The sequence below is a fragment of the Shewanella sp. FJAT-51649 genome, assembly GCF_019457435.1.
In the GTDB taxonomy this organism is placed as follows: Bacteria; Pseudomonadota; Gammaproteobacteria; order Enterobacterales; family Shewanellaceae; genus Shewanella; species Shewanella mangrovisoli.
In genome coordinates this window covers 2,247,063-2,271,247 of sequence record NZ_CP080411.1, presented here as the reverse complement: position 1 = coordinate 2,271,247, position 24,185 = coordinate 2,247,063, and the positions used below count along the sequence as shown (strand labels likewise).

At 48.3% G+C, this 24,185-nt stretch carries 20 protein-coding genes; 10 read left to right on the top strand and 10 right to left on the bottom strand.

What is annotated here, in order from left to right:
* Positions 1-2: 2 nt before the first annotated feature.
* The 6 genes from pqiB to K0H59_RS10145 form a co-directional block, all read right to left on the bottom strand.
* Entirely contained in the window at positions 3-1,655 is a 1,653-nt protein-coding gene (gene pqiB / locus K0H59_RS10170; protein WP_258405907.1) for an intermembrane transport protein PqiB, read from the bottom strand.
* Positions 1,656-1,677: 22 nt separating this feature from the next.
* Complete coding sequence (locus K0H59_RS10165; protein ID WP_220055443.1) at positions 1,678-2,961, bottom strand: paraquat-inducible protein A; 1,284 nt, start codon at positions 2,959-2,961, stop codon at positions 1,678-1,680.
* Positions 2,962-3,080: 119 nt separating this feature from the next.
* Positions 3,081-4,550 carry an efflux transporter outer membrane subunit gene (locus K0H59_RS10160; protein WP_220055442.1) on the bottom strand — a complete coding sequence of 490 codons (1,470 nt, stop codon included), beginning with the start codon at positions 4,548-4,550 and terminating at the stop codon, positions 3,081-3,083.
* 2 nt (positions 4,551-4,552) lie between these two features.
* Positions 4,553-7,660 (bottom strand): efflux RND transporter permease subunit, encoded by a 3,108-nt coding sequence (locus tag K0H59_RS10155; protein ID WP_220055441.1) that lies wholly within the window; start codon positions 7,658-7,660, stop codon positions 4,553-4,555.
* Positions 7,657-8,766, bottom strand: coding sequence for an efflux RND transporter periplasmic adaptor subunit (locus K0H59_RS10150; protein WP_258405906.1), 1,110 nt, complete (start codon positions 8,764-8,766; stop codon positions 7,657-7,659). The genes K0H59_RS10155 and K0H59_RS10150 overlap by 4 nt, the downstream gene beginning before the upstream one ends.
* Before the next feature lie 85 nt (positions 8,767-8,851).
* On the bottom strand, positions 8,852-9,757 hold the full coding sequence (locus K0H59_RS10145) for a LysR family transcriptional regulator (protein ID WP_220055439.1): 906 nt from the start codon (positions 9,755-9,757) through the stop codon (positions 8,852-8,854).
* A 770-nt stretch (positions 9,758-10,527) separates the two neighbouring features.
* Between K0H59_RS10145 and K0H59_RS10140 the strand changes: the two genes are divergently transcribed.
* A complete protein-coding gene (locus K0H59_RS10140) occupies positions 10,528-13,200 on the top strand; it encodes a TonB-dependent siderophore receptor (RefSeq protein WP_220055438.1) in 2,673 nt (890 codons plus the stop codon).
* 85 nt (positions 13,201-13,285) lie between these two features.
* Here K0H59_RS10140 and K0H59_RS10135 read toward each other — a convergent pair whose 3' ends face one another.
* Complete coding sequence (locus tag K0H59_RS10135) at positions 13,286-13,462, bottom strand: hypothetical protein (protein ID WP_220055437.1); 177 nt, start codon at positions 13,460-13,462, stop codon at positions 13,286-13,288.
* A gap of 186 nt (positions 13,463-13,648) precedes the next feature.
* Here K0H59_RS10135 and K0H59_RS10130 point away from each other — a divergent pair, with 186 nt between their 5' ends.
* The 9 genes from K0H59_RS10130 (at position 13,649) to K0H59_RS10090 (ending at position 21,459) form a co-directional block, all read left to right on the top strand.
* Positions 13,649-14,053 carry an ArsC family reductase gene (locus K0H59_RS10130; RefSeq protein ID WP_011716911.1) on the top strand — a complete coding sequence of 135 codons (405 nt, stop codon included), beginning with the start codon at positions 13,649-13,651 and terminating at the stop codon, positions 14,051-14,053.
* Positions 14,050-15,195: a succinyl-diaminopimelate desuccinylase gene (gene dapE, locus K0H59_RS10125; RefSeq protein ID WP_220055436.1), complete on the top strand. Its 1,146-nt coding sequence runs from the start codon at positions 14,050-14,052 to the stop codon at positions 15,193-15,195. Before K0H59_RS10130 ends, dapE begins: the two co-directional genes overlap by 4 nt.
* Positions 15,189-16,001: a M15 family metallopeptidase gene (locus K0H59_RS10120; protein ID WP_220055435.1), complete on the top strand. Its 813-nt coding sequence runs from the start codon at positions 15,189-15,191 to the stop codon at positions 15,999-16,001. Before dapE ends, K0H59_RS10120 begins: the two co-directional genes overlap by 7 nt.
* Positions 16,002-16,066: 65 nt before the next feature.
* The gene (locus K0H59_RS10115; RefSeq protein ID WP_220055434.1) at positions 16,067-16,897 is read left to right on the top strand and encodes an alpha/beta fold hydrolase; all 831 of its coding nucleotides are present in this window, start codon (positions 16,067-16,069) and stop codon (positions 16,895-16,897) included.
* Between the two features lie 153 nt (positions 16,898-17,050).
* A complete protein-coding gene (gene can, locus K0H59_RS10110; protein WP_011716907.1) occupies positions 17,051-17,656 on the top strand; it encodes a carbonate dehydratase in 606 nt (201 codons plus the stop codon).
* A gap of 440 nt (positions 17,657-18,096) precedes the next feature.
* Positions 18,097-19,284: an 8-amino-3,8-dideoxy-alpha-D-manno-octulosonate transaminase KdnA gene (gene kdnA, locus K0H59_RS10105; protein ID WP_011716906.1), complete on the top strand. Its 1,188-nt coding sequence runs from the start codon at positions 18,097-18,099 to the stop codon at positions 19,282-19,284.
* Between the two features lie 19 nt (positions 19,285-19,303).
* Complete coding sequence (gene kdnB, locus K0H59_RS10100) at positions 19,304-20,374, top strand: 3-deoxy-alpha-D-manno-octulosonate 8-oxidase KdnB (RefSeq protein ID WP_088211218.1); 1,071 nt, start codon at positions 19,304-19,306, stop codon at positions 20,372-20,374.
* Between the two features lie 82 nt (positions 20,375-20,456).
* Positions 20,457-21,194, top strand: a complete 738-nt coding sequence (gene kdsB / locus K0H59_RS10095; RefSeq protein ID WP_011622622.1) for an 8-amino-3,8-dideoxy-manno-octulosonate cytidylyltransferase KdsB — start codon at positions 20,457-20,459, stop codon at positions 21,192-21,194.
* A 28-nt stretch (positions 21,195-21,222) separates the two neighbouring features.
* Positions 21,223-21,459 carry a DUF2897 family protein gene (locus tag K0H59_RS10090; RefSeq protein WP_220055433.1) on the top strand — a complete coding sequence of 79 codons (237 nt, stop codon included), beginning with the start codon at positions 21,223-21,225 and terminating at the stop codon, positions 21,457-21,459.
* Positions 21,460-21,830: 371 nt separating this feature from the next.
* Here the strand turns inward: K0H59_RS10090 and K0H59_RS10085 are convergent, their stop codons facing one another.
* The 3 genes from K0H59_RS10085 to K0H59_RS10075 all read right to left on the bottom strand — a co-directional run bounded on the left by K0H59_RS10085 (position 21,831) and on the right by K0H59_RS10075 (position 23,813).
* Positions 21,831-22,253, bottom strand: coding sequence for a GNAT family N-acetyltransferase (locus K0H59_RS10085; protein ID WP_220055432.1), 423 nt, complete (start codon positions 22,251-22,253; stop codon positions 21,831-21,833).
* A 28-nt stretch (positions 22,254-22,281) separates the two neighbouring features.
* Positions 22,282-22,809 (bottom strand): hypothetical protein, encoded by a 528-nt coding sequence (locus K0H59_RS10080; protein ID WP_220055431.1) that lies wholly within the window; start codon positions 22,807-22,809, stop codon positions 22,282-22,284.
* Between the two features lie 143 nt (positions 22,810-22,952).
* Positions 22,953-23,813 (bottom strand): hypothetical protein, encoded by an 861-nt coding sequence (locus K0H59_RS10075; RefSeq protein WP_220055430.1) that lies wholly within the window; start codon positions 23,811-23,813, stop codon positions 22,953-22,955.
* Between the last annotated feature and the right edge of the window lie 372 nt (positions 23,814-24,185).

Sequence of the window (24,185 nt, the reverse complement as noted above, 5' to 3'; positions counted from 1 at the left end):
AGTTAGTTACCTTTAACTGGGATGGGATCTGCGGGCAGATCAGCCCCTAAAATAAGCGCGTTAGGCTTTTGATTCAGCTGGCGCGACAAGGGCGTTAATTCCTTCATTAAGGTTTGCAGTTGCTGCAGACTGGTCTGAAGTTCGGCATAAACGCTCGACTCTGGCCCATATCCCTTCGCCGTCAAACTTACGGCTTTCAAGGTTTGCTGTATTTCTGCGGGCAGCGACATCATTTCTTGCTGCTGTAACACTTGGTCTAAGCTCGCACCCACCTTATCCCACTGCGCCAATGCACTGGCGGTATTTTGTAGCGTGGTATTGACCTCAGAGAAGGTTTTTTCCAGCGGTAAGTTATTGAGCTTGCTGATAAGCTGCCCAACTTGCTTTTGGATCTCAGCCACACCCGCACGCTGCGTCGGGAATACCGGATAGCCCATAAAATCGGCGGTTTGATAGGGCTTAGCATCGGCATATAAATCCAGATCGATAAACAAGGCACCCGTGAGTAAATTGCCGGTTTTCAGGCTCGCCCGCAGACCTGAATGCAACTCTCGCTCGATTTCAGCGCGTAAATTGTTCAAGCCGACCTGTTCGGCATGCTCAAACACCCGCGCTAGTTCGATTTTGACCAAGACCGGAATCGTGCCATGGCTAAAGCGACCAAAATGCGGATCGAGTTGCTGCAAAGTGAGCGGTGATTTCACCACTTCGCCTATGGTGATGCCACGGAACTCCACCGTCGCACCGTCGTGTAATCCACGAATAGACTCATCGAATAACATCACGAATTCTAAGTACTTGTCGTACACACTCTGGCTCGCAAGCTCCTGCGAGTCATACAACCTAAAATCATGACCATCCTCTGTGATTTTTGCCCCCGCGAGGCGCCCTTCGGGCAAACGGAAACTCACACCACCAGAGAGCAAGGTTTCGAGCGACCCCACCTGCAGATTTAACCCTTTGGCCGAGAGTTGCATGTTAATGCCAGAGGTCAACCAAAACTGGCTGTTATCCCGAACGAGTTCATCGTAGGGTTTATTGATAAACAGCTGGTAAAAGGCTTCGCGCCGCTCGGTGTTAAAGCCTAAGGTTTCCACTCGGCCGACTCTAAAACCTTCATACAGCACAGGATCGCCCACACTTAACTTACCGGCCTGCGGGCTAGTCAGGGTGATCCGCATGCCCTCCTCGTCGGCCGATGCCACTGGCGGATTGTCCAGCACAGTAAATTCATACTGGGGCGTCGAAGATTTCCCTGGCTCTAGTTCGATATAAGCGCCTGAGAGCAAGGTATCTAATCCCGAGACGCCTTCCATGCCAATCCGTGGTTTTACCACCCAAAAACGTGCATCTTGCTTTAGCATACGTTTGGCATCGTTTGAGATCCGCGCCGTCGCCACTATGGCGCTGTAGTCATCGCTCAATTTTATGCTTTCTATCACCCCAACATTCACATTGCGGGATTTTAAAAAGGTTTTACCGACTTCTATGCCCTCGGCGGTTTTTAAATGCAGCTGGATTTCGGTCCCTAATTGGCTGAAATAGCTATACAACATCCAGCAGCCAATCAGGGCGGCGATGATAGGAACCAACCACACGGGCGAAAGCTGTCTAACCTTAGACTCTTTCGCTCGGATATTTTCATTATTTATCATGTTACTACTCATATTTAATGGGTCATTTTTCGCAGTTGTTGGTGTTGGATTGTCGCCACAGCACGCGAGAATCAAAGGCGATTGCCGACAGCATGGTTAAGATCACCACCATGGCAAAGGACAGTGCCGCTGGGCCGGGTTTAATTGCCATTAGCTCATCGAGCTGGACCAGTGCCGTGAGTAAGGCCACCACAAAAATATCAATCATCGACCAACGACCAATAAATTCAGTCACGCGGTATAGCTGCTGATTTTTAATGGCTTGATCTGATGAATGGGCCTTACCCGCTTGGCGGAACAAATAAGCCAGAGAAGCGATTTTGGCCGTGGGGATGACTATGCTGGCGAAGAAGATAATTGAAGCCACAGGGTAAGACCCCAAATGCCATAGCAGCACGACACCACTGATAATGGTTGACGCCTCGGTTTGGCCCACACTAGTGGTGTACATAATTGGATAGAAGTTTGCCGGAATATAAAACACCGTTGCTGCCAGCAAAAATGCCCACGCGGCTTGCATACTGTTTGCAGGTAAGTACTTATGCACCGCACCCGCGCAGCGGCTGCATTCAGTCGCATTGATGGCATTTAACTGACCACAAATAGGGCAAACACCATGATTCTGTTGCAGGTGCGACTCACCCACCCTCACGTACGGCGTTGCGACTCTCGGCGTTAATTTATCCCATACCCATGAGCTGTCGACTAGGCTAACAAACTTCACTAGCAGCAAGGTATAAATGCAAAACGCCCAGAAAGACGGTCCAAAGCCGACTTCTGCCAGCGACAGAATTTTCACCATGGCGACTAAGATCCCTACAAGGAACACATCCACCATCAACCAAGACTCAAAACGAAATACCCACTTGCTAGCGCGTTTAAGCCAGCTCAGTTCAATCGTTCTCCCTTGCTGGACTAAATAGGCCTGTCGATAAATCAGCATTGAAAAACTGATATATATCAGTGGCAAGATCACCACACACAGTAAGATGACCAAGGCCAACAGACTGTTACTGGCATAGTGCATACTGATCAGCGCCGACCACAGACTCGCCTTTTGGGATAAGCCCTGCACGCTAAAGGATAAGAAAGGGAACCCCAGACTCAGCCCTAGCATGATTAAGGTCGCGGCCCCATAGGCCCAAATCGGCTGAAAGGGAGTGGCCAACACGGACTGCAATCCATGCTGACATCTTGGGCAATGGGCACGATAGCCAGGCTGAGGCTCTGTGTAAGGCGTGACTAAACCACACTCCTCGCATGCCTGTAACACGCCATCATGGCGGGAATAAATGTTCTGTGACACGGCAACTCCTCACTCTGGTCACGATTAAAGAGGATTATCAGCAACGAATAATCGTCATGAAATCAGGCACCCCTGCCGCTGTAGTACCAGCTAACGGCAAGAGCCCCCTCATACAATCTTTAATCCGCGGTGTTTGCCAGAGTCCAGTCGCCGCCCAATGCCTTATAAAGCGACACCACACTCGATGCCGTTTGTATGCGGGCTAACACTTCCGCATCCTGCATATTGTTTTTCACATTCTGCGCAGTTAATACGCTCAAGTGATTTTCTAAACCGGCGCGATACAGCGAAGTCGCTTTTTGTACCGCAACCTCGGATTGCGCCTCTGCCTTTGCAATAAAGCGATGATATTGCTGGTTATTGCCATAATGCTTAAGTACGGTTTCGACTTCATTGATGGCATTATTCACCGCCTGCTGGTAGCTAAGCGCCGCGGTTTTAAAACCCGCTTCCTGTATTTCCACCATGGCTTGAGTGCGGCCACCATCGAAGACATTCCAGCTCACGCCCGCACCTAGAGCCCAAGTAAGGGAATCCGAGGAAAACAGATCGTCAATATGATCGGCCGATAATCCCGGTGCCCCCGTTAAGAAAAAGCTCGGATACTTAGCCGCAATCGCCGCGCCAAGCTCTTGGTTTTTAGCGGCCATTTCGCGCTCGGCAATGGCAATATCTAAACGGCGTGTTAGTAACTCTGAAGGTACGCCCGTTGGGATTAACTCCGTCATTGCGGGTAATGCCGCGGTGCTTAGACGTCCTGACGTCTCATTGAGGTTTTCCCCGAGCAAAATCGCCAATCGATGCAAATGCGCCTGCTCGGCCGAACTTAACATGGGTAACATGGCCTCGCTGGCGGCAAGCGCCGCCTTGGCATTAGCGACATCCAGCGGCGAGCCATAACCATTGCGCTCCAAGGATTCCACCAAGGCCAAGACTTCGGCTTGTTCGGCAATGTTTTGCCTTGCGATCGCCATCCGCTCCTGCGTACCACGGTATTGCAGATAGTTATCGATAACCTCCGCCGTCATTAGGGTGGTCAGATTAGCGCGGTACAATTGCGCCTGCTCGGCGCGGATTTCTGCGGCCTGAGTTAAACTCGCGATTCGGCCAAACAAATCCGCTTCCCAAGCAATGGTCGCGCCCACGGTTGTACTGTTGGGGTCACGATTCATCAACTTAAGGTTGCCGCCACCCAAACCTGCGGGCAGATCGATACCTCCAACCGCACTGCCCATCAGCGGATCGTTTTCACTGATGCGCATATCGAGGTACCCCGCGCCCACCGAAATGGTGGGTACTTTTAACGATGACACCGCCGCCTGATAGGCCCGTGCGGCGCGCACGCGCTCACTGGCGATCTGCAGACTAATATTCTGCTGCTGCGCCTTTGTCACCAGCGCATTGAGCTGAGGGTCGTTAAACTGACGCCACCAAGCTTGGTAAGCCAAGGCCTCTTGGCTCACGCCCTCCGTCGCCGCATTTAAATACAGCTCGCTGACTTTCACCTTTGGCGGTGCGTAATCAGGGGACATACTGCATCCGCCAAGCAAGCTTATTGCCGTAAAGGCCATTAATAGATGTTTATTCATGTTTAGGCCCCTTTGGCACTGCTAATAACCGATGGTGTGTTGTCCGTTTGAGCATCGAGTAATGCATCTTCCTCACGCTCTTCTCGACGATAAAAGAGTCGATACAAGGCAGGCATCACAAACAAGGACAGCACAGACGCTGCGGTCAAACCGCCAATAATGGTCGCAGCCATTTGGTCAAACAGTCTGTCGGTCAACAAGGGGATCATCCCCAGCGCCGTCGTCAGCGCCGCCATTGAAATCGCCATAGTGCGGTTGAGCGTCGCCGCCTTAATCGCCTCGGCAATTCTGCGGCCATTGCGGCGTTCGAGTTCAATCTGATCCATTAGCACAATGCCATTTTTGATGATCATTCCCGACAGACAGATCATGCCGACGATCGCCATAAAGCCGAAGGGTTTGTCCAATAACAGTAAACTCCAGACGATGCCTATCGCCGCCAATGGCAGAGTAATCATAATGATCAGCGGTTGACGGAAGGCGTTAAACATCGCCACCAAAATAATCACCATCAACAGGGTTGCCTTAGGATTCTGCTGCATCAAGTCGTCAATCGAGCGCTGCTCATCATAGTATTCACCGCCCCATTCCATCCGATAGCCTTCGGGCAGCGCAATCGCCTCGATATCTGCCGCAATGCTCTGGCGTACGTTCGATGCGGTATCGCCACTCACGCCCGCTTGTGCTGTGATCGCAGGCAAGCGGTTGCGACGCCATACCATGCTCTCTTCACCTTGGATCTCGATACTCTCAACCACTTGCCCCATAGGTACGCTGTGTGTGCCGAGTAATGAACGCACGGGAATATTTTCAAAATGCTCTAAAGAGGCATCGGCGCTACGCAATTTAATCGGGATCAAATCGTCACCGTGTCGCATAGTGCCAACATGGGTGCCTTCGGTGACACGATTGATGGCATTGGCAATATCGGTGCGTGTCACGCCGGCTAAACGGGCGGCATGCATATCTACCTGCGGCGTCATGACTTTGCTCTCTTGCCGCCAGTCATCGCGAACGTATTTTAAGTTCGGATGTTGACGCATGATGTCCTTAGCCTGATTGGCTAAGCTATGCAGCACCTCGGGATCCGGGCCAATAAAACGCGCTTCAATCGAATATTTATCCTTAGTCGCCAGCTTTAACTCCCTAAATCTTGGCTCTGCATAGGGGAACTGCTTGGCTAACCAGGCATCGCCACGCTGCACTAAGGTGTCGATATCATCGAAACTGCGCATATTGACGAGGATCTGGCCATAGCTCGCATCCAAAGGCTCAGGCTCGACCGTGACCGAGAACCGCGGTGCACTCTCGCCCACATAACTGGAGATGCTTGCCACCTCAGGTTGCGCCAGTAACCAATGCTCGACCTTACGCATATCCGTCGAGGTCTGCTCGATACGCCCGCCATTGGGCAGCCAATAATCGAGGAACACGATGGCGCGATCGGACGACGGCATAAAATTCACTTTCAATAACGGCGCGACCAGTAAGGTACCCAGCAGTAAAGGCAGGGTAAAGAGAATGGTCTTCTTCGGGTTTTCTACAACCCACTCCACCGCTTGCTGATACATCAGAGTGTAGCGAGAAGGCGGTTTTGCATTTTCAGCATCAACTTCGCTGGTTTTTCCCAAGAAATACCAACACATCAGCGGGGTGACGACCATGGCGATAATCCATGAGAGCAGCAGCGAGCTACATAACACCTGCACAATCGAGAGTGAAAACTCCGCCGAGTCGGTTTGTGATAACAGCACTGGTGCCGTGCCCATAGCGGCAATCACAGTCGCACCGAGGAGCGGCATGGCCATTTCTTTAATGCTGTCGATAACCGCCTGAGTACGCTCTATGCCCTGCTTGATCTTGGCTTGGAACAGATCGACGATCACAATGGCATTATCCACCAACATCCCTAGCGCTAACACAAAGGAGCCGAGGGACACCCGCTGCAAATCGACGTTGGTTAGATTCATATAAATCAAGGTGAACAAAATAGTGAGCAGCAGACTCACCCCCACAATCGCGGCGCTGCGCCATCCCATAAAGATCAGCAGCACAACAACCACAATCACCACACTCTCAATTAAGTTAACGATAAAGTTGTTAACCGACTTTTGAACTTCTTCCGGTTGATAGGCAATCACCCCAATGCCCGCACCATCCGGTAACTTGGCTTGATAATCAGCCAGCACAGCCTTTAAGGTATCGCCGATGCTGACCACGTTTATGCCATTCACAGGGCTCACGGCCAACGTAATCGCCTGTTGGCCGTTATAGCGGCTGAGTGTTGAGGCAGGATCTTGATATGCCATAGTCACATCGGCAATATCCCCTAAGCGGATCACCGCCGATTGCAGCCCATTTAAGCCAGTCTGAATGCTGAGATTGCGAATATCCTCAATACTCTTAAAGGTATCACCCTGCTCCACGCGTAGGTTTTCGATGCCAAGATCAAAATCCCCCGCCACAATCGGCATATTCTGGCTATGCAATTGCTCAATTAATTGCAGCATGGTGAGGTTAGCTTCCGCCAAACGCTCCTCCGAGATGCGGATATTCACCTCCTGCTCGTTAATGCCGTGCAGCTGAACTTTTTTCACCCCATCGACGGCTTTAATGCGGCGCTGTAACTCTCGCGCATGATCCTTCAATTCCGCCATTTCCATGTTGTCGCTATAGACAGCGAACAACATACCGTAGACTTCAGAGAATTCGTCTTGAACTATGCTGATCTGCGCCTGTACGGGCAGCTCTAATTTGACGTCTTCCACTTTACGGCGCATCAAATCCCACTGTTGTGGCAAGGCCTCCGAGTTCACTTTTTCCTTCAGATCGACAAAGATCATCGAACTCCCCGGACGGGAGAGTGAACGTAACTTCCAGAGGGATTCCATCTCCTCGAGCTTAGTTTCAATTTTATCGGTAACTAACTGCTCGACTTCCTTGGCATTTGCGCCGGGATAGAGGGTCACAATCACCGCACTTTTTACGGTAAAAGACGGATCTTCCAGCTTGCCTAAGTCGAAGTAGGAATAAATCCCCGCGATGATCGACAGCACAGTGAAAAAAATAACAAAGGTTTTTTGCCTTAGCGCAAAGGTTGAAAGACTCATGATTTAACCGACGCCCCACGTAAAATGGTGACGGCTTGGCCTTCTTCGACAAAAGCGCCGCCTGCAATCACGATTGGCTCACCAGAGGTTAAGCCGCCGGTCACACAAAAAGAATCGTCGGTCTGACTCACTGATTCCACGGGAGTCGCACTCACATGCTCGGCAATGACGCGATTAACATAAAGTTGGCTCTCGCGGCTCGTAACCGCCATGGCAGGAATACAATAGATAGGTTTATCACTGGCATAAGGCAGAGCGACGTCCACACTCACCGCCTTGCCCGCGACTAACTGTTTTGGAACATGCGCTAGCTTAAAGGTCACCTCATAGGTGCGCTTTAGGCGATCGGGTACTGACGCGATTTTGGCAACCACTGCGGGTACGGCTTCCGTGCCCTTAAACCAAGTCACTTGGCCTTCGGTGCCAAGTTTTAGGTTCCAGATCTGGCTCTCGGGAACATCCACTACCGCATTGAGTCGTTCGGGGCGATGAATGGTCAGGATTGTTGTGCCAACATTCACTTGCTCATGTTGTTCGACAAAGGTTTTACCCACCACGCCGTCATAGGGCGCGGTCAGCTCAGTGTAACGCAGGGCGTCCTGGGCTTTTTTCAGCGACTGGCTGACTAATTCGACGCCCGCTTTCGCGCGCGCTTCGGCGGCCACGGCACGGTCTAACTTCACGCTGGCAATCGCACGATCATTAATCGCACTTTTAACCCTTTGTAGTTCGATTTTTGCCAATTGATGGGCGGTTTTCGCCTCATCCAACTTAGCCGTCAGCTCCAGAACACTGACTTGAAAATCATGGGGATCGAGCCTTGCAATCACTTGTCCCTTGGTAACCTCTACTCCTTCTTCAGCCAACAATTCAGCGAGTACGCCTTGGACTCGGAAGGACAAATCCGCACGATTCTCCGACTCCAACACGCCGCTAAACTTGTAACCTTTATCCGTGACAGGTGCGGGTAGTTCCATCACTTGTACTAACGGACGTTTTGAGGTTGTGAGGGTTTGGTCTTCACTGCTGCCACAGCCTGCGAGCACTAATGCAATGCCCGCACAACACAAACCCGTTCCGATTTTGATTGGTTTTACTCTGTTCACCACAATTTCCTGTAACTAGGACTAAGGCGGCACAGAGTAAAGGAGGTGAATTTATTGGACAATAATCAAAAAAGGTACATCAATGTCACGAATTTTGTGACAATGTGACATCCGGTGTCTTACTCGCCTCATGAATTAAGCTATCGATCAGCAGCCGAGCCGCATGGGTCATGCCTTTGCGGCTAGGATAGACTAACCAGGCATCGTCAACGTAAACCTCATATTCGGGTAAAACTTCAACCAAATTACCTAATTGCAAGTGTTCAACCACACTTAACTCGGATAATAAACTGATCCCCGCACCGCTTAAAATGGCATGGCGAATATATTGGCTACTGTTCGAAACCAGTCGACTTTTTACTCGATATTCACCTAAATTAAATTTCCAATGATCTTCTAATTCACCATTTTGTAAACGATAGATCATTAATGCATGTTGACTAAGATCATCCAGCGATGTTGGCATGCCATGGGCCGCAATATAATCAGGGCTTGCATATAATTTGCGACACACGCGCATTAACGGTCGAGCGACAAAAGAATTATCTTTGATATTTCCGATATGAATACAGGCATCCAAACCATAATTTAAAATATCGTGATAACCGAGATTACTTACATGGGTTTCTAAGGTAATAAGAGGGTAATTTTTTAAAAAATCCTGCAATAAATGATGGGTCACAACATCGGCATCGCCAACTAAACCTAGCTTGACCGATCCCGTTGGCATATTACGTTGATTTTTGACCGACTCATTGAGGGATTCGAGCCTTGGAATAATCTCCATCAACTGCTGGTGGTAGTTTTCGCCTGTGGGTGTCAGCGACAATTGGCGTGTCGTGCGGGTAAACAGTTTAGTCCCCAGATCCGCCTCTAATTCACCGATACGGCGACTGACCGAAGCCCGCGGGATCCCAATCGAACTGGCCGCAGCAGCAAAACTACCTAACTCAACGACCAACAAAAACAGTCTAAGATCATTAATTCTCACATTCACCTCGTTCTTTTTACCCGCCATCAGCGTAGCGCTCTTGTGACGATCCGCTAGCCTCGAATCTTATCGCCGCAATGCTGCTCACTATACAGGATAGCAAATTGATTTATCGACCTTTTGCATCTCGCTAGATCAGGATAAGGCGTGAGCAATAAAACAGCCTTTTAGAAGCGGTAAATTGACCGGATAATATTTAAGCAGGTTAAGAATAAAACGACTAGTTTAGACACAATATCAACACCACTGAATACAACCTATCTTTATTGGTGACAGGATGTTTCAAATTCCTCGATAAATGCGACTATTTTAAAACTGAGAGTTTTGAAATGTAGAACTTTGACCATTCTGACAAAAATAAAATGTTAAATTATATTTTTAAGACTTATTTAAGGTTTATTTTTAAGCACTTACTAACGCTTATTTAATTTGCAACTTCAACACTCACCTGACACAGATCACATTATTTAAAACTACTTACCCTCGACTCTTTAATAATAGAATTGACATTGTAAAGACAATGTTTAGTTACATTGAGATACATCTAGTTATTTTCGCTCGCCATACCGCCATTCTTTATTTTTCAGCACACTTAATTAGCCTTTTAAATATTACAAATGCAACACTGTTACAGCTATTCAATAACAAATAAGCGGTTGATATTAAAGTTGTTAATGATAATTTTCCGGCTATGGAGGGCAGTTGCAAATAAATATAAGCCATGATGAAAACCTTCCTGATCATCACGGCATAACAAAGGGAATGAAAATATGACTACGCAAACAACCGTGGCACGCGCGGTTCGTTTTAGTTTACTCGCTCTAGTATCAACATCATTATCTCCGTTGGTATTTGCCGCCGATGAAGCGGCCGTTATCGATGATAAAGTGGAGCGTATCGAAGTCACGGGTTCACGTATTAAACGTACCGATCTTGAAAATGCCTCCCCTATCGTGGTGGTGAGCGCAGCTGACATCGAAAAAGGCGGCTTTAACTCAGTGCAAGACGTGCTAGGTAACCTGTCGCAAAACTCTGGTGGATCGATGACCCAGCAGGAAGTGCACGGTTTTACCCCTGCGGCATCGGCCGTCAACCTGCGTGGTGTAGGCGCTGGCCGCGTACTGACATTAATCAATGGCAAACGTGTGCCTAAATATCCGTTTGGGGCTGGTGGGACTGACAGCTTTGTCGATACCGCCAACATTCCGTTAGGGGCGATTGAGCGCATCGAGATTTTAACCACGGGCGCCTCGGCAATTTACGGCTCAGATGCGATGGGCGGTGTAATTAACATCATCTTGAAAAAAGACGTTGAACAAAGCACCTTCAAATATCGTCACTCTGATACCTTCGATGGTGGTCTGCAAAATAACCAGTTCTCCTTTATGACGGGTGTCAGCAGTGATAAAGCAAACCTGACCTTCTTCGCCGAGTATGAAGATCGCCAAGCGTTAAAAGCCTCAGACCGTCCTGAATGGGGAACCGATATTGTTCCGGGTAACTACTATTCCAGTTACAGCTCCTATGGCGCCAACCTTGTGGATAACAATGGTAAATTACTCAAGACCTTAAGCGCCGCAGAATGTGATGCGCGCGGTTATGTGATGATGGCCAATGGTAAGTGTGGTTTCGATCGCTCCGCACAGCGCGACTTCTCGCCTGAGCAAAAACGTTACTCAACGATGATCAACCTCACCAAAGACTTAAACGACAATCATCAGCTGTATTCGCGCCTCGATTACACCCATGCCTCGACCTACACCGAGATTGAATCGGCAACGGTCGGTGAAGATTTTATGTTCAACGTGTCGGGCAATAACGTCACTATCCTTGATGAACTCAATGGGTTATCCCAAGTCTTCGATAAAAATACCGCCTTCGGCGGAGATTTTGCCGGCGCCGCCGATGGGGACTATTACTACACTCGCCGTATGTCTGAGTTAGGTCCGCGCACCTCTGATTTTGAGACTAACAATTTCTCCTTCTTATTAGGCAGCAAAGGTTACCTCACCGATTCAATCGAGTACGACACCTCATGGTCGATTGCACGTCAAACGGTGGAATCCACCACCGCAGGCTCGCCAACCTACCAAAGCATGTGGAACTACCTCACCGCGGGCACAAACGGCAATTCACTACTGGATGTGATCTCGGCAGAAGATGCAGCATTGCTGGATTTCCAAGGTGGCAAGAAGGGGCAATCCACCCTATCGAGCTTCAACGCGGGGATCAGTGGCGATGCCTTTGAATTACCAGCAGGCACAGTGGCTTATGCCGTGGGCGTCGAATACGGTAAAGAATGGTTCTACGATAAGTCAGATAGTTTCACCAGCAATGGTGGCGTGATTGGTAAAGGCGGCAGCAGCGCCCAAGGTGAGCGTGAGCAATATGCAGGTTATGCCGAAGTCGCCGTGCCTGTGATCGAAAACCTCACTGTTACCCTTGCGGGCCGTTACGACTACTATGACGATTTATCCGATGTCGGCGGTCAGTTCAGCCCACAGGTCGCGGTCGAGTATCGCCCGATTGATAACCTGTTGTTACGCGGTCTGTATGCGGAAACCTTCCGCGCACCGGATATGCAGCGCCTATTTGGTGAGCCAACGGCAGCCTATAGCACAGTGATCGACACTCCAACCTGTGAAGCCGCAGGTGGCACGGGCCCCGCCTGTGAGAAAATTGACTCACTGCCAATTACTATCGGTGCCAACCCAGAGCTGGAAGCGGAAACCGGTAAAAACTATAACCTCGGCATGGTGTGGGATTATAACGATATCAACCTAACCTTGGACTACTGGATTGTTGAAATCGATAACCTAGTGAACAGCCCAAGCGCCCAGTATATCTTGGACCACGCTGACGCCTTCGCCGATAAGATTTTCCGCGATGCCAGCGGCAAATTAATTCAAGTGAATACTCAAGCCATCAACATGTCATCCCAAGAAACCTCAGGTATCGACTTCTCGGTAGGTTATCGCTATGAAACGTCAGGCTACGGCGATTTATCCGCACGGTTAGAAGGCACCTATTTGCTGAAATGGGAAGAGCAATTAACCCCAGATTCTGAGCCTTTAGATCTGATCGATGGTGACGGCTCAGCCCCACAAATTCGTGGTAACTTAAATCTGGGTTGGAACTACGATGACTTCGCCACTAACCTGCTGATCAAGTATACCGACAGCATGAATGGCCAGCGTAAAGAGGCATTTATTAACAACGGTTTAGCGGACAAGTACGCCGTCACAATCGACAGCCATGTCGAAGTGAACTGGGCAGCCAGCTATATGTTAACCGATGCGATTAAGTTCTCCGGCGGTATTAATAATATCTTCGATGCGGGCCCTGAGATTGATGAAACCCAAAACTCTTGGCCGCATTATCCACGTTCTTACTACAACGTTGTTGGACGTGAATATTATTTAGCGGTAGAGATGAACTTCTAATCAACCTCATGTTTTAATTAGTCTTGCTTCCTAAAACACAAAGCCGAGCAATTGCTCGGCTTTTATCTATTGGCTTCACGCTCAGTTACGCATAGGTATCAATCGATTTGCCTTGACTCGCCTCACGGGCGCGCTCCTTGGCAGACTCGCTTACCTCTTCCACCTTGGCTGGCGTTGGCTGAGCGGGTAACGCTGTGGGTGAAGACGAACGGTTGGCGGTATAGCTATGCGCTAACATTGGGCTGCTTGCACTGATATTCATCGCGATCCCCTTGTCGATTTAAGCTCAATACTCAGGTTCAGTACTCAGGCTCAAAACTTAGACTAGAAGCCAATACTTAACTGACGCTTAAGCTTTTCCTCTCAGTTCGCCCTGCTATTCCTAGTCGCATTCTGAATAGTTACCGCCCACACAAGCTTATATCCCCCTTGTGGCATCCAGCACACAATGCCACAATGCGAGCAAAATCAATGCGTGCCAACGGCGCCCCTCGATAGGAGCATCATCTTGACCCTTTTTGGTATTAAAAATTGCGATACAGTGCGTAAAGCCCGTAAATGGATTGAAACCCATCAACTTTCGGTCAACTTCCATGACTTTAGGGAAGATGGATTAGCAGAAAAGGATCTTCAGCATTGGTGTCAAATTGCCGGATGGGAAACCGTCTTTAATAAACGCAGTACCAGTTTTCGCGCCTTGAGTGATGCCGATAAAGCGGATATCGACCAAGCCAAAGCCATTCAACTGATGCTCACTCACCCGACGCTGATCAAGCGTCCAGTGCTCACCGTGGGTGAACAAGTGTTGGTGGGCTTTAACGAAGCCGAATATAAGAAGGTATTTTCCCTATGACGCACGCTTCGAACACCCACCCAGTTACCGAACTGACTAAAGAATTAATCGCCCGTCCTTCGGTCACCCCGCTGGATGAAGGCTGCCAAACCCTGATGGCCGAACGTCTTGCCGCCATTGGCTTTAATATTGAGCCCATGGTCTTTGAAGACACCACCAATATGTGGGCGCGTCGCGGTAATGCAGGTCCCGTATTTTGTTTTGCCGGCCATACCGATGTGGTCCCCGCGGGCGATTTGAGCCGCTGGCATACCCCACCCTTTGAGCCAACCATTATTGACGGTTACCTCTATGGCCGCGGCGCCGCCGACATGAAAGGCTCGTTGGCGGCAATGATCGTCGCGACCGAACGTTTTGTGGCTAAGCACCCCAATCATCCCGGTTCGATTGCGTTTTTGATCACTAGCGATGAAGAAGGCCCCTTTATCAATGGCACCACACGGGTTATCGATACCCTAGAAGCCCGTAATGAAAAAATCACTTGGGCGCTAGTAGGCGAGCCCTCATCGACCCTAAAACTCGGTGATGTAGTCAAAAATGGTCGCCGTGGTAGTCTCACCGCCAACTTGACCGTTAAGGGCATTCAGGGCCATGTGGCCTATCCGCACCTTGCAGATAACCCAATTCACAAAGCCGCGCCGTTTTTAGCCGAGTTAAGCCAAACCCATTGGGATAATGGCAACGAATTCTTCCCGCCCACCAGCATGCAAATCGCCAATATTAACGGCGGCACGGGCGCATCGAACGTGATCCCTGGCACCCTAGAGGTGATGTTTAACTTCCGTTATTCGACCGAAGTGACCGCGGAGATATTAATTGAGCGCGTGGAAGCCCTATTAACTGCCCACGAACTGGATTATGACCTCAGCTGGACCTTCAACGGCCTGCCCTTTTTAACTGGCGAAGGCCCACTGTTAGACGCAACTCGCCATGCGATCCGTCAGATCACTGGCTATGATACCGATCCGCAAACCACGGGCGGCACCTCTGATGGACGCTTTATAGCACCAACGGGCGCCAAAGTGTTGGAACTCGGTCCAGTGAACGCCACTATCCATAAAGTGAACGAGTGCGTGAAAATCGACGATCTCGAGCAGTTAGCCCTGTGCTACGAAGTGATTTTGGAACAGTTACTGTGTTAAACGCCACGCCACGCTTAAGGAACACTGCCCAGCTCTATGGAATAGAGAGTGGAATAGAGAGCGGAATAGAGAGCGGTGTAGTTAGCGGTTTCGACACAAGCTTAAATACCGACTTATCCGCTGATTTAATACAAGAGTCAGCGGAGAGACTGCAATTAGTCGAACTGCTCAGTCCCCATCACCCAAATGAAACACGCTTTATGCTGGAAGCCCAAACCGCCCTCGCCTTTAAGGCGATGGTGGACAGCGCCGCCAAAGATGGGATAGCTCTTGCGATTTGCTCGGCCTATCGTCCTTTTGACCGGCAACTCGCCATTTGGAACGCTAAAGCCAGCGGTAAGCGTGTAGTGCTGGATATCAACGAGCAGCCCGTGGATATCAGTCCACTGAGCGATGATGCATTAGTCGATTTGATTTTACTCTGGTCGGCACTGCCCGGCGCGTCACGTCATCACTGGGGCACGGATATCGATGTGTTTGATGCTAAGCAAATCGAGGTGAAATCCCTGCGTTTAGTCGAAGCCGAATACATTGACGGCGGCCCCTGCGCCCACTTGCACCAGTGGCTACTCCAGCATGCCAAGGATTTTGGGTTTTATTTCCCTTTTCAGCGCGGTAAAAGTGCCGTCAGCGCCGAGCCTTGGCATATCAGCTATTTCCCCGTGTCTCAAACCCTGTTACCCCAATTTGAGGTGCAGGCCTTAGCGCAGGTTATCCAGGACAGCGATATGCTGCTTAAAGAAGCGGTGCTCGCCCGCTTACCTGTGCTTGTGGCGGAATATGTACATCGAATAGCAAAGCCTTAAGGTTTCGCAATTCAACAACTTGATGGCGCCTTATACTCGGCGCTTATCTTAAAAAAGTAGGTTTTATGGATTTTTCTTCATACAGAAAACAACTCAACATCGCCGGTAGCCAACTCAGTTACCTCGATATAGGTTCAGGCCCAGCGCTATTATTTGGCCACAGTTACCTCTGGGATAGCGCCATGTGGGCGCCGCAAATTGCCATTTTAAGTCAACAGTATCGCTGCATCGTGCCGGATCTTTGGGGACACGGCCAATCGAGCGCCGTCCCAGACAGCTGCAACAGCCTCTTAGACATCAGCGAGCATATGCTAACCCTGATGGATACCCTTGATATCGAACAATTTGCGGTGATCGGTTTATCCGTGGGCGCCATGTGGGGCGCAGAGCTTGTGCTTAAAGCGCCGGCGCGTGTCAATGCACTGGTGATGCTCGACAGTTTTATTGGGTTTGAACCCGAGATCACCCGCGCCAAATATTTTGGCATGTTAGACATGATCCAAGCCGCCGGCAGTATTCCTGCACCACTTATCAGCGCCATTTCACCGCTGTTTTTCGCCGATAATGCTAAAGAACATAACCCCGAATTAGTGCAGCGTTTTGAAGCCTACTTGGCCGCGCAAACGCCAGAGACTATCCCGAGCATAGTAAAACTTGGGCGGATTATTTTTGGCCGCCGCGATACCATGGAATTTGCCGAGCAATTTACTCTGCCCTGTTTAGTCATGGTCGGCGTTGAGGACAAGGCCCGCAGCGTGCTCGAAAGTTATCTGATGAGCGATGCCATCGACGGTAGTCAATTAGTGCATATTCCTAACGCTGGGCATATTTCCAGCCTAGAGCAAGCTGACTTCGTCACTGAGCATTTAACTCGGTTTTTAGCGAAGGTATTGTAACTGCGCACCTATCATCAATGTGTCACTACACTGTGGCACATTGGATAGACCAGCAAGCGTAAATTTACTGGTATACTCTTGCTAAAAATGTGCTGCTTGCATCACTTAGGGCAATAAAGACATTTTAATATGTCAATAAAACAATAGGTTAAAATGAAACTACTCAAACCCTTATTCGATAACAACCGCCGCTGGGCCGGACGCATTCGCCAAGAGCACCCTGATTTTTTTGAGCAACTGGCAAAACAGCAGAACCCTGAATATCTTTGGATTGGTTGTTCCGACAGCCGAGTACCTTCAAACCAAATCATCGATTTAATGCCGGGCGAAGTCTTCGTTCACCGCAATATTGCCAACATGGTGATCCATACCGATCTCAACTGCCTGTCTGTACTGCAATACGCCATCGATGTGCTTAAGGTGAAGCACATTATGGTAGTAGGCCACTACGGCTGTGGTGGTGTACGTGCGGCGATGGGCAGCCAACGCTTAGGCCTTATCGACAACTGGCTCGGCCATTTACGCGATATTTACCGCATCTACCACGATGAACTAATGCAAATGGATGAAGCCAAGCGTTTCGACCGCCTGTGTGAGCTCAACGTAATTGAGCAAGTGGCCAACGTCACCAGCACCACCATAGTGCAGGAAGCGTGGGCTCGCGGCCAAGAACTGGCGATCCACGGCTGGATTTACGGTATCGATAATGGTCTGTTAACCGACCTTGATGTGACCGTCGATCGCGCGCAAAAGATTTAAATCGGTTTGAGTGAAACGCGCCATAAGCGCTACGTTTACCCGCCAAAAACCTGCCCCGTGCAGGTTTTTTGTTTTGATGCATCTATCGCACGCCACATACTAGAGCCCCCGCCAGATTGAACGTGCAAAGATAAACGCCAAGGTATTCCGCACTCGCCCCATTGGCTCTGCATAACGCCGTTAAGCTCACGCTGATGAGCTAAGCCATGAGCGAAACCTCGCTAAATGGACTCGTATGCCCCGAATACAACGACTAACAAGGGCTAGCAAGCACGAACACATGTAATAACACAGGGTTAAGTGAGCAAAATCTAAGCTCGAAACGTCAACATGACCTTATTTTCATCAATAAAACATCGCAAGGGATCTTTAGCCCAGTTATAATCCGCCAGTTAATTGCAGCGCGACCATGCGCCACAAATTCTAAGGAGATACCTTCCATGCCCGGTTTTGAATTATTTGGTCCAGAAGAAAAGCAAGAAGTCGCCGATGTGATGGAGCACGGCTTTACCTTCCGTTATAACTTCGACCATATGCGTAATGATCGCTGGAAGACTCGCGATATGGAGCAACTGCTCTGCGAGAAAATGAATGTTAAGCATGCTCACCTCTTATCTAGCGGTACTGCTGCGCTGCAAACAGCCTTAATGGCGGCAGGCATTGGTGCTGGCGACGAAGTTATCGTGCCACCTTTTACCTTTGTTGCTTCTGTTGAAGCGATTTTCATGGCCGGTGCTGTGCCTATTTTTGCCGAAATCGACGAGACCCTGTGTCTATCACCAGAAGGCATTGAAGCGGCGATCACCCCACGCACTAAAGCGGTAAACTTAGTACACATGTGTGGCTCTATGGCCAAGATGGACGAAATCAAAGCCGTCTGCGCTAAGCACAACATCGTATTGTTAGAAGATGCTTGCCAAGCCATTGGCGGCAGCTACAAGGGCCAAGCCCTAGGCACTATCGGTGATGTCGGTTGTTACTCTTTCGATTCTGTTAAAACCATCACCTGTGGTGAAGGCGGCGCGGTAATCACCAATAACACCGAAATTTACGATCACGCCCATATGTTCTCCGATCACGGCCATGACCATATTGGTAAAGACCGTGGCGCCGAGTCACACCCAATTATGGGTCTGAACTTCCGTATCTCTGAAATGAACGCGGCCTTAGGTTTAGCCCAGTTACGTAAACTCGATACCATTATCGACATTCAACGTAAAAACAAAAAAGTCATTAAAGAAGCGATGGCGAGCATTCCTGAAGTCAGCTTCCGCGAAATCCCTGATCCAGAGGGTGATTCAGCGGGCTTCTTAAGCTTTATGTTACCAACAGAAGCCCGTACCCAAGAGATCAGCAAAAAACTGGCTGAGAATGGCGTTGACGGTTGCTTCTACTGGTACGTGAACAACTGGCATTATCTGAAAAACTGGAAACACATTCAGGAGCTTAAGGCCCCTGCTGCGTTGCCAATCACATTAATCGCCGACAGACCTGACTATACTCAAATTTCTGTGCCGAAATCTGATGCCATTATGAGCCGCACTATTTCCATGCTCATTAAATTGTCTTGGACCGATGCTCAGATTGCCGAGCGTATTGAAAACATTAAGAAAGCATTTGCCCAATAATTAAACGGGAGTTTTTGCAATGAGTTTTAAAAATTTTAAAGTAGTTGAAAAGATGATCTTCGGTCGTGGCTCCTTCGCACAATTAGACGAAGTATTAGCTGCACAGCGTAAGGCCGACGATGACTTCGTGGTATTTTTAGTCGATGACGTTCACCAAGGCAAACCACTCGAAGCACGCATCCCAGTGAAAGCCCAAGACTTACTGATTTGGGTTAACGTAGATGATGAGCCAAGCACAGTGCAAATCGACACTCTGACCGAACAAGTTCAAGCCTTCAACGGCAAACAACCGGTTAGCGTAGTGGGTTTAGGTGGCGGTTCAACCATGGACGTCGCAAAAGCGGTATCACTGATGCTGACCAACCCAGGCGGCTCTGCCATGTACCAAGGTTGGGATTTAATCAAAAACCCAGCGGTTCACCACATTGGTATTCCAACGATTTCAGGTACGGGTGCTGAAGCATCACGCACCGCAGTATTGTGTGGTCCAGTACGTAAACTGGGTCTGAACTCAGATTACACAGTGTTTGACCAAATCATCATGGACTCTGAGTTAATCGATGGCGTTGAAACTGACCAATGGTTCTACACAGGTATGGATTGCTATATCCACTGCGTTGAATCATTAGAAGGTACCTTCTTAAACGAGTTCTCTAAGTCATACGCCGAAAAAGCCATGGAGCTTTGCCGCCAAGTGTACTTAGAAGATCACCCAGAAAAAGACGACAAGCTGATGATGGCGTCATTTATGGGCGGTATGAGTATCGCTTACAGCCAAGTGGGTGCATGCCACGCGGTATCTTATGGTCTGTCTTACATCCTCGGCTACCACCATGGTATCGGTAACTGTATCGCCTTCGACGTGTTAGAAGAATTCTACCCAGAAGGTGTAGCTGAATTCCGTCTGATGATGAAGAAGCACAACATCACTCTGCCGAAGAACATCTGTAAAGATCTGCCAGATGAAACCATCGCGAAAATGGTTGCCGTGACTAAGAGCATGGGTCCATTATGGGCAAACGTGTACGGCCCAACATGGGAAGAGAAAGTCACTGACGAAATGTTGACTGCCCTGTTCCGTCGCATTTAAGCTCTCAAGCAGATGACAAGGGCTCGTTGTGAGCCCTTTTGTCTATCTACACTGCATATCTTTGACAAATTAGGATAATTTAATGAATGTGACTCTGTTAATCCCGGCGCGTTACGGTTCAAGCCGCTTCCCGGGCAAGCCCTTAGCCCCGATTAACGGCAAGCCGATGATCCAACACGTGTACGAACGCGCGTCGTTAGCCAAAGGCCTCACCAATATTTATGTTGCAACCGATGATGAGCGTATTAAAAGCGCTGTAGAAGGCTTCGGTGGCAAAGTGGTCATGACCAGCCCTGATGCGGCATCGGGCACAGACCGTATCAATGATGCGATTAACCAATTAGGTTTGAAGGATGACGATCTGGTCATCAACCTTCAAGGCGACCAACCCCTAATCGACCCGACTTCCATCGAGCAAGTGATCAGCCTCTTCGAACGTCACCCAGGCGAGTTCGAAATGGCGACCCTCGGCTATGAAATTGTCAACAAAGCCGAACTCGATGACCCTATGCATGTGAAGATGGTGTTCGATAACGACTATTACGCACTGTATTTCTCCCGCGCACGTATTCCCTTCGGCCGCGATACCAAAGATTATCCAGTTTACAAGCACTTAGGTGTGTATGCTTACACGCGCAGATTTGTGCAAGCCTTCGCCGCCCTACCCTTAGGTCGTCTCGAAGATCTGGAAAAATTAGAGCAGCTACGCGCCTTAGAACATGGCCATAAGATCAAAGTCGCCATCAGCGCCTTCGACTCAATCGAAGTTGACACGCCGGAAGATATTCGTAAGTGTGAGCAGCGTTTAGCCGTTGATTAATCAGGGCGTTGCTCAATAAGGAGTTGCCATGTCGAGCTTAGAAGTGTGGATCATTATTATTTTGGTGGTCGGAGTGATTGCCAGCAATCTTGCCGCACTGAAATACAGTGCCAAATTCAAACTGCCCCAGTTTGGTCAGCACGATAAAGAGAAACAGTTAAAGACCGATAATCGCGCCAATCCCTCACCCGATGCCGATAAGTCTGCGGATGTGGTGAATGAAAATCGTGATAAAACAACCCAAGTTGAGCAAGATAAACCCTAAGCGAGTCGCTTTACTCCCAAGATTTATTCTTCAAAAAAGGCGCACTAGCGCCTTTTTTGTGGGAGAGAAATAACGTTTCGGCCTAGCTTGGCGTATACGCCCAATCTTTCACAGTAAAGATGAAGCATTGAATAATAAAGATTAATACTCGCCACTAAAATGCGTCAGGAAAAGAACAGCCTCACGTTTTCAAGTTTCATACAAGCCGAAGCAAGAGCGCGTGGAAAGGAACAAAAGCGTGTCAGGACGTCAGCTGAATCAGGTGAATTTCGGGTAAAAATGTTTATAGGTTAACGCCCAAAATTAGCGCGGAATGCCGCGCAGCGGCTACGTAGCCGCCATCACTTTTTGCTGGCGATAAAATTTAATTGTTAGGATACAGCACGGCTCATGTAGTAAAACCGATCATCTTCACTTGTTAAACCAAACCCTTGTCTCTTGTACAAATAAACGGCAGGGCTATTTTTAAACACTTTAAGCTTCAAAATGTGAGAGCCATGCTCTTTCGCCAGACGTTCCGCCTCAGCAATAGCGATTGAGCCAATCCCACGATTCTGGTAACTCTGATCCACTTGCAAATCTCGTAGCCAGCACTCTTCAATGTCAAAAGATAATCTAACAACACCAACAAGCTTTTCTTCAAATAAAATATCAAAGTTCACAAGCTCTTGTGTCATTTGCTCAATCTGGGCTTGATCCCAATCTACAGAGTATCGTTCATAATATGGCCGCATATTCGACAGAGTAAAATATGCTGCTTTTGCTAAATCCTTAGCTGGTCTAAATGTAACCATCGATCTAGTCTCCTAACGCCTGCACTTGTTAACCCTTGCTTGCCACAATATTGAATGTGGTAGATTCACCAATGTTAAGGCTGTTGGTAATAAAGAATGCCTCTACCTTTAAATCAAGAGGTATTTGACGCGATGGGTGCCCATCCAGCCACGCAAGTAACAATGTCATTTTCCCATCTTTATACTCTCCAACTAGCGGAACGTCAGGAAATATAGCATCCGGCAACAGCCCCTCTTTAACACGGAAATAGACAGCAAATTCTTCAATTGAATAGGTCGATTCTTTCGGCAACGAGATTTCTAACAGGATAACCCCTGCGGCATCGCACGAGCTGCCTGATTTAGCCGAACCTCTTGTGATACTTGAAACCTTGACTACCGGAGCTGGAACTTTTTCCCAGTAATCTCCTTTCTCACCTTTTTGAGCTGGTCCAGGATGTTCTTCCCAGCGTTCCAAGGTGGGTTTAAAAAGGTCCGCACCTCCAAAGGAACAAGCGAATGTAGATTGACTAAAAGCAGTAAATACAAGAATTAAAAATATGCTTAGATGCTTCATAATTCTCCTAGGGGGTTAACGCCCAATTAAGGTGTGAAGCACGCGACCACTAAACTTAGCTAGACCACCGTAAACACTAAACTCAACCCAAACGAAAAATGCCAAGCGTGCTGAATCACTCTTAAATTGTTTGTTAGCACTATTTACTTACGCCCCTTAAATGGCTGACGATCTAACCAACAGTTCCAGTTCAGATAACCATCATCAAACTCAATGAACTTGATTAAAACCAATGGCAAGAGCCTACACAAAGGCGAAAAATAGTCTGTTAACTTGAAGGTGTCGTCATTTTTAGTAGTTTTTTCAAGCTGTCCATTATGAAACAAGGCGTTTCGTAAATGGACATATGTCATTACTGATTTATAGTGGGAGTCGAGATTTTCCTGCTTTACATCAAAGCCGTAGCCAACCAACACTCGAGTTATCGGTGTCGCACAATTTTTAGATTTATAGTCATCTAGAATTGCTCGGCAAAATGATTCAAGTCCCGAAAACAGCAGATAATACGATACATCAATAAAACTACCACGCCCTCTAAAGACCTCAATACACCTAAAAAAAGCACCTCTGAAAGCTGTGTTTACCGGTGTAGTTTCAGATAACAGAACATCTAAAGATTTGCGAATGAAAACCTCACGTGAATTTTCACTAAATGCATCGTTCATAATTACACAACCACCGCCATTTTGCCTAAAGTGCCCCTGCACTTCTTTGGGGAAGTCATCATCTAAACAGTCATAAGTTTCATTACTTCGTAACTGATTTGTGATTATTACGTCCTTGTGGTCGATAAAAGACAGTACGGCTTCTAAATTAAAGACTAAAGACTTTAATTCATAAGGGCACTCGTCAGAAATTTCTAAGAATGCCGTTAAATGATAACAATTCTGATCCGCTGCTAACTTCTTAACTTGGGTGAACTGACTGTATAATGGAACTATTCTACACCCGTAAAACTCATATATTTTCGTACATTCATAGCCATAAATACCGACTCTTGTCATTAAATTACTCCATAGCTAGAGAATAGTGCTAACTATCGCCTAAACGGCGAGCAACTTGTTGCGAGTTCAGCGGCCGCAGGCCGCGATGTTTAAGGCGCTTGTTAGGCATTTGTGCCACGTTTAGTTTTGGGCTTTGTTAAAACCACTGCCATTAGAAAAATGCAAAAAAGCAAAGTAAAAAATGCGGTCGCATTTCCCCATATTGAGTGGACTAGAAAATCGTAAGTTGGTGCAGATATATGTTCAAACACCCAAAACATTGCTTTTTCCCCTGCTAAGTAATTTACCAGTACAAGTAACTCACCCAACTTGGGATGAAAGAAACCAATTGCTCCGCGAAGAATTAATAGATACGCCGTGACAATGGTTATT